Genomic DNA, 5,212 nt, shown 5'->3' on the forward strand with positions numbered 1-5,212 from the left:
CCTCCGCGGCGCTGCTCCGCATCACCCGCACGGAACCGGACGCTCCCTGAGCGCCATCCCTGCTGCCCACCCCACGAAAGGACGACCAAGGGTGCCCGCCCAGAACCAACCCACCCGCGCCGCCAACCCCGTGCTCCCCGGGTTCCATCCCGACCCGAGCATCTGCCGTGTCGGCGACGACTACTACCTCGCCTGCTCCAGCTTCGAGTACTTCCCCGGCGTACCCCTCTTCCACAGCCGTGACCTGGTGCACTGGCGGCAGATCGGCAACGCCCTGGACCGGCCGGAGCAGTTGCGCCTGCCCGCCTCCATGCCGTCCTCGGGCGGCATCTACGCCCCCACCCTGCGCCATCACGACGGCCGCTTCTGGCTGATCGTCACCAACTGCAGCGAGGGCGGCGGCAACCTGATCGTCACGGCCACCGACCCGGCCGGACCATGGTCGGATCCCATCTGGGCGCCCGGCGTGCCCGGCATCGATCCCGACCTGGCCTGGGACGAGGACGGCACCTGCTGGTGCACGGTCGCGGGGGTTTCGCAGGTCCGTCTCGACCCGTCCACCGGCCAGACGTACGGAACACCGCACAAGGTCTGGTCCGGTGGCCCCGGCGCGAAGGCTCCGGAGGCGCCGCACCTGTACCGGATCGGCGACTACTGGTACCTGCTCATCGCCGAGGGCGGCACCGAGCGCGGTCACGGCGTGTCGATCGCCCGCGGCCGTACGCCCAACGGCCCGTTCGAGCCGTGCCCGGCCAACCCGATCCTCACCCACCGCGGCACCGACCACCCCATCCAGAACACCGGTCACGCGGATCTGGTCCAGGGCCCCGACGGCTCGTGGTGGATGGTCTTCCTCGGCGTACGGCCGCGCGGCGGCACGCCCGGCTGGCACGTGCTCGGCCGGGAGACCTTCCTGGCTCCCGTGACCTGGGAGGACGGCTGGCCGGTCGTCGGCGAGGTCACCTTGGACCTGTCCGCGCTCCCCTGGCCGCTCTCCCCCGCTCCCGCCCATGAACGGCGCGACGACTTCGAGCTCAGCGAACTCGGGCCGACCTGGATCTCCGTGCGGGACCGCACCCCCGAGCTCTGCACCACCAAGGAGCGCCCCGGATGGCTGACGCTCCACGCGCGGGGCGGCTCCCTGGACGAGCCCGACGTGGTGTTCACCGGCCGCCGCCAGCAGCACCTCACCTGCCGGGCCCGCACCCTGGTCGATCCCGCGGAGGGGCGTGGCGGGCTCGCCATCCGGCTGGACGAGCGGCACCACTACGCGATCGAGGCGTCCGGCACCCAGGTACAGGTGATCGCGCGCGTCGGCTCCCTGCGCACGGTCGTGGCCGAACGCACCGTGCCCGCCGGGCCACTGGTGCTCACCATCACGATCTCGGACCCACCGCCTCCGCACGGACCGTGCACCGGACCCGACGTCGTCTCCCTCGGCATCGAACAACCCGACGGCACATTCACCGAGTTGGCGGCCCTCGACGGCCGCTACCTGTCGACCGAGGTCGCCGGCGGCTTCACCGGCCGCGTCATCGGCGTGTACGCCGCCGAAGGCACCGTCCACTTCGACTGGTTCGACTACGAGCCCCTCGATGACTGAACCCGACTCCTCCTGACCGCTGAACCGGTCCCTTCCTGACCACGCGGGGACCACTCGTACCACCAGCCGAAAGCCACGACCGACCGAAAAGGCACGACCGACCGAAAGGGACGACTAATGAAGGACATACGGCATCTCCCGCGCCACCGCAGACGCGGCCCCGGGCGCCTGGCCTCCCTGCTGCTGACGCTGCTCGTCATGCTGGGGCTGTCCGGCGGCACCGCGCTGGCCGCGCCCGACGGTGCGGGAGAGGCGTCACGGTCGACGGTCACGGTCCCGGCCTCCGCCATGGACGCCGTCGCGGCGATGCAGCCCAGCTGGAATCTAGGCAACACCCTGGACGCCATTCCCAACGAGGACTCCTGGGGCAACGGGCAGACCACCAAGGCGACGTTCGAGAAAGTCGCCGCGGAGGGTTACCGCAGCGTCCGCATCCCGGTGACCTGGAGCGCCCACCAGTCCGCCACCGCGCCGTACACCATCGATGCCACCTACATGGCTCGCGTCAAACAGCTCGTCGACTGGGCGCTGGACAGCGGACTGTACGTCGTGCTCAACGTCCACCACGACTCGTGGCAGTGGGTCGAGAAGATCACGAGCGACCACGACAACGTGATGGCCCGGTTCAACTCCACCTGGTCCCAGATCTCCACGACCTTCCGTGACGCGCCGCGCACTCTGGTCTTCGAGGGCATCAACGAGCCGAGATTCGCCGGCGCCACGGATGCGCAGAAGTTCCAGTACCTGAGGGAGCTGCAGACCTCGTTCCACTCCTTGGTCCGCGCCTCGGGCGGCGCGAACGCGAACCGCCTGCTGAGCTTGACCACGCCGGACGGCAGCCCCGACCAGGCCTTCATGGACGACCTGTACACCACGATCACCTCGCTGAACGACGATCAGCTCGTGGCGCAGGTGCACTTCTACAGCTGGTACCCGTTCAGTGTGAACATCGCGGGCGGCACCCACTACGACGCCACCGCGCAGAAGCACCTGGACGACACCTTCGCCAACATGCACAAGACCTTCGTCGCCAGGGGCATCCCGCTCTACGTCGGCGAGTACGGTCTGCTCGAGTACCCCAATCACTTCCACCCCTCCCGCGTCGAACGGGGCGAGGCGCTGAAGTACTACGAGCATGTCGGCTACGCGGCGCGCAAGTACGGCATCACCACTGCCCTGTGGGACCCGTTCTCGTACCTGAACCGCGAAACCCTCCAGTGGCGTGACCCGGCCCTGTTCGCCTGGATCAAGTCGAGCTGGACCACCCGCTCGGGCACGGCCTCCTTCGACAAGGTCTTCGTGCCGAAGTCCAACCCGGTCACAGCCAAGTCGCTCACCCTGAACCTCAACGGCACCAGCTTCCGAGGGGTGTGGCAGGGCAAGACCAAGCTGAACGCGGGACGGGACTACACCGTCTCCGGCAACCAGCTGACCTTCACCACCAAGGCACTGACCCGCCTGGTCGGCGATCGCGCCTACGGCGTCAACTCGACGCTCCAGGCCCGGTTCACCAGTGGGCTGCCCTGGAACATCGACATCGTCACCAACGACGTTCCGGTGCTGTCGAACGCCACCGGCACCACCAGCTCGTTCACCATCCCCACCGAGTACCGGGGTAACGACCTGGCGACCATGCACGCCACGTACGCCGACGGCACCAACGCCGGCCCGACCGACTGGACGCCGTACCAGGAGTTCAACAAGGCGTTCTCGCCTGACTACCCGAACGGCACGATCATCCTGACCCCCGAGTTCCTCAACTCGCTCCGCGACGGGGAACCGGCGACGCTGGTCTTCCACTTCTACAGCGGCGCCACCGTCACCTACCACGTCACGAAGTCCGGCACTTCGGTCACCGGCACAGCCTCCTGACCGACTGACCGGCCCCTCGCCCTGGTTGCCCTCCCCGGCAACCAGGGCACGCGTGTCCACGGGCTCCCTCACTCCTCCTTCGGCGAAACCGTGCTCTCCCGGACGGTGAGGCTGGTCGCGATCTCCAGTCCCACCTGCGGCACTTCCTCGCCGCGGCCGAGCGCCAGAGCCAGCTCGGTGGCGCCCGTCGCCATCTCGGCCAGCGGCTGATGGACCGTGGTCAAGGGCGGGTCCATCCAGGCCACGGCCGGTACGTCGTCGAAACCCACCACGCTGAGATCGTGCGGGATGCGCAATCCGAGCTCGCGCGCGGCCTGGTAGACACCGAGCGCCTGCATGTCGTTCGCAGTGAACACGGCGGTGGGACGATCGGGCCGGGACAGCAGCTCCCGCGCCGCGGCCTACCCGTGCTCGCGCGTGAGCTGGGTGTTCACGACCAGATCGTGATCCATCGGCAGGCCGGCCTCCGCCAGGGCGGAGACAAAGCCGGAGAGCCGGGCGCGACAGAAGTCGTGGTCCGGTCCGCTGATCATGGCGATGCGCCGGTGACCCAGGTCGACCAGGTGCCGGGTCGCCGCCTGCCCCCCTCTCCAATTCGTCGCTCCCACGAAGGGGACGCCGTCGGGGAGTTCGTCGATCGGGTCGAAGACGACGAAGGGGATGCCTTTGGCGGTCAGTTGCTCCCGCTCCGCTTCGGAGAGCTGGGCCACCGACAGGACGGCCTGCCGCCGTCCCAACGTGTCGTCGAGGCTGCTGCTCTCGGGGTCGGGAAGACCGAACTCCGATACCAGCACCCCGATACTGTTCTTGCGCACCACCCGCTCGACACCGCGGATGATCTCCACGGACCACATGTGCTCCAGCTCGCGGAACACGAGTTCCACCAGATTGCTGCGGCTCTTGGGAGGCTTGCGGTAACCGTACTGGTGGATCAACTGCTCGACGCGGGCCCGGGTCTCGTCCGAGACCCCGGACCTGCCGTTGAGCACCTTCGACACGGTCGGAACGGAGACGCCCGCGGACTCGGCGATGTACGCGATCGTCACCGAAGCGGGCCCCGTGCCAGGCTCACGGTGGTCGCCCGCCGAAGGTCTTCCCGATCGGTTCTCCGGCACGGTCGCCCTTCCCCATCCGCTCGCCTGCCGCCGCCGCCATGCTCGCACCTCGCGGTGGAAGCCACGCATTGCGTTCGGCACAGCGCCACCAGCCTCAACGGGACCACCTGCACCAAGACGTGACCTGACCGGCGGCGGACGCTCTCGTGCCGTCCGGCGCCATGACAGCCATCCGCGGCGACGGTACCCCGCCGCGGATGGCACCAAGAAGACAGACCTTCTGATCAAGTACACACACCTCGGCCGGACAGCAGGCGGCATCCCCGGCTGCGTTGTCTCCGGCCAAACCGCCTGGTCACTTCGGTGCACTCGCTGTGACAGCGCAGGGAGTGCCGTTGAGGGTGTAGGAGCTCGGCGGGGCGGTGTTTCCGGTGTGGGCGGCCTGGAAGCCGATGTCGACCGACGCGCCGGGAGCGATGGTGGCGTTATGGGAGAGGACGGCTACTGATCCGGGGCCGAGGTCGACCGCGCCTGAGAGGGACGCGGACGACCTCGGCCCTGGTGTCGGTCAGCCGCCACGGCCCTGCGCCGGGGACTCGGGCCAAGACGGCTCAGCCCTTGATGGCGCCGGTGAGCATGCCCTTCTTGAAGTGCCGCTGGACGAAGGGGGAAGCGACCGCGA

At 68.8% G+C, this 5,212-nt stretch carries 2 protein-coding genes and 2 pseudogenes; 2 read left to right on the plus strand and 2 right to left on the minus strand.

All coding sequences use genetic code 11. From position 1 onward, the window contains the following. The first annotated feature begins 91 nt into the window (after positions 1–91). Both STSP_RS33175 and STSP_RS33180 read left to right on the plus strand, forming a co-directional pair. On the plus strand, positions 92–1,603 hold the full coding sequence (locus STSP_RS33175; RefSeq protein ID WP_067284742.1) for a glycoside hydrolase family 43 protein: 1,512 nt from the start codon (positions 92–94) through the stop codon (positions 1,601–1,603). A gap of 117 nt (positions 1,604–1,720) precedes the next feature. Next, positions 1,721–3,475 (plus strand): cellulase family glycosylhydrolase, encoded by a 1,755-nt coding sequence (locus tag STSP_RS33180; RefSeq protein WP_067284743.1) that lies wholly within the window; start codon positions 1,721–1,723, stop codon positions 3,473–3,475. A gap of 68 nt (positions 3,476–3,543) precedes the next feature. Here STSP_RS33180 and STSP_RS33185 read toward each other — a convergent pair. After that, a pseudogene (locus tag STSP_RS33185) lies at positions 3,544–4,521 on the minus strand (LacI family DNA-binding transcriptional regulator). 364 nt (positions 4,522–4,885) lie between these two features. Beyond that, a pseudogene (locus tag STSP_RS37870) lies at positions 4,886–5,026 on the minus strand (cellulose binding domain-containing protein); the annotation flags it as partial. Positions 5,027–5,212 lie beyond the last annotated feature (186 nt).

The organism is Streptomyces jeddahensis, assembly GCF_001642995.1.
GTDB classification, from domain to species: Bacteria; Actinomycetota; Actinomycetes; order Streptomycetales; family Streptomycetaceae; genus Streptomyces; species Streptomyces jeddahensis.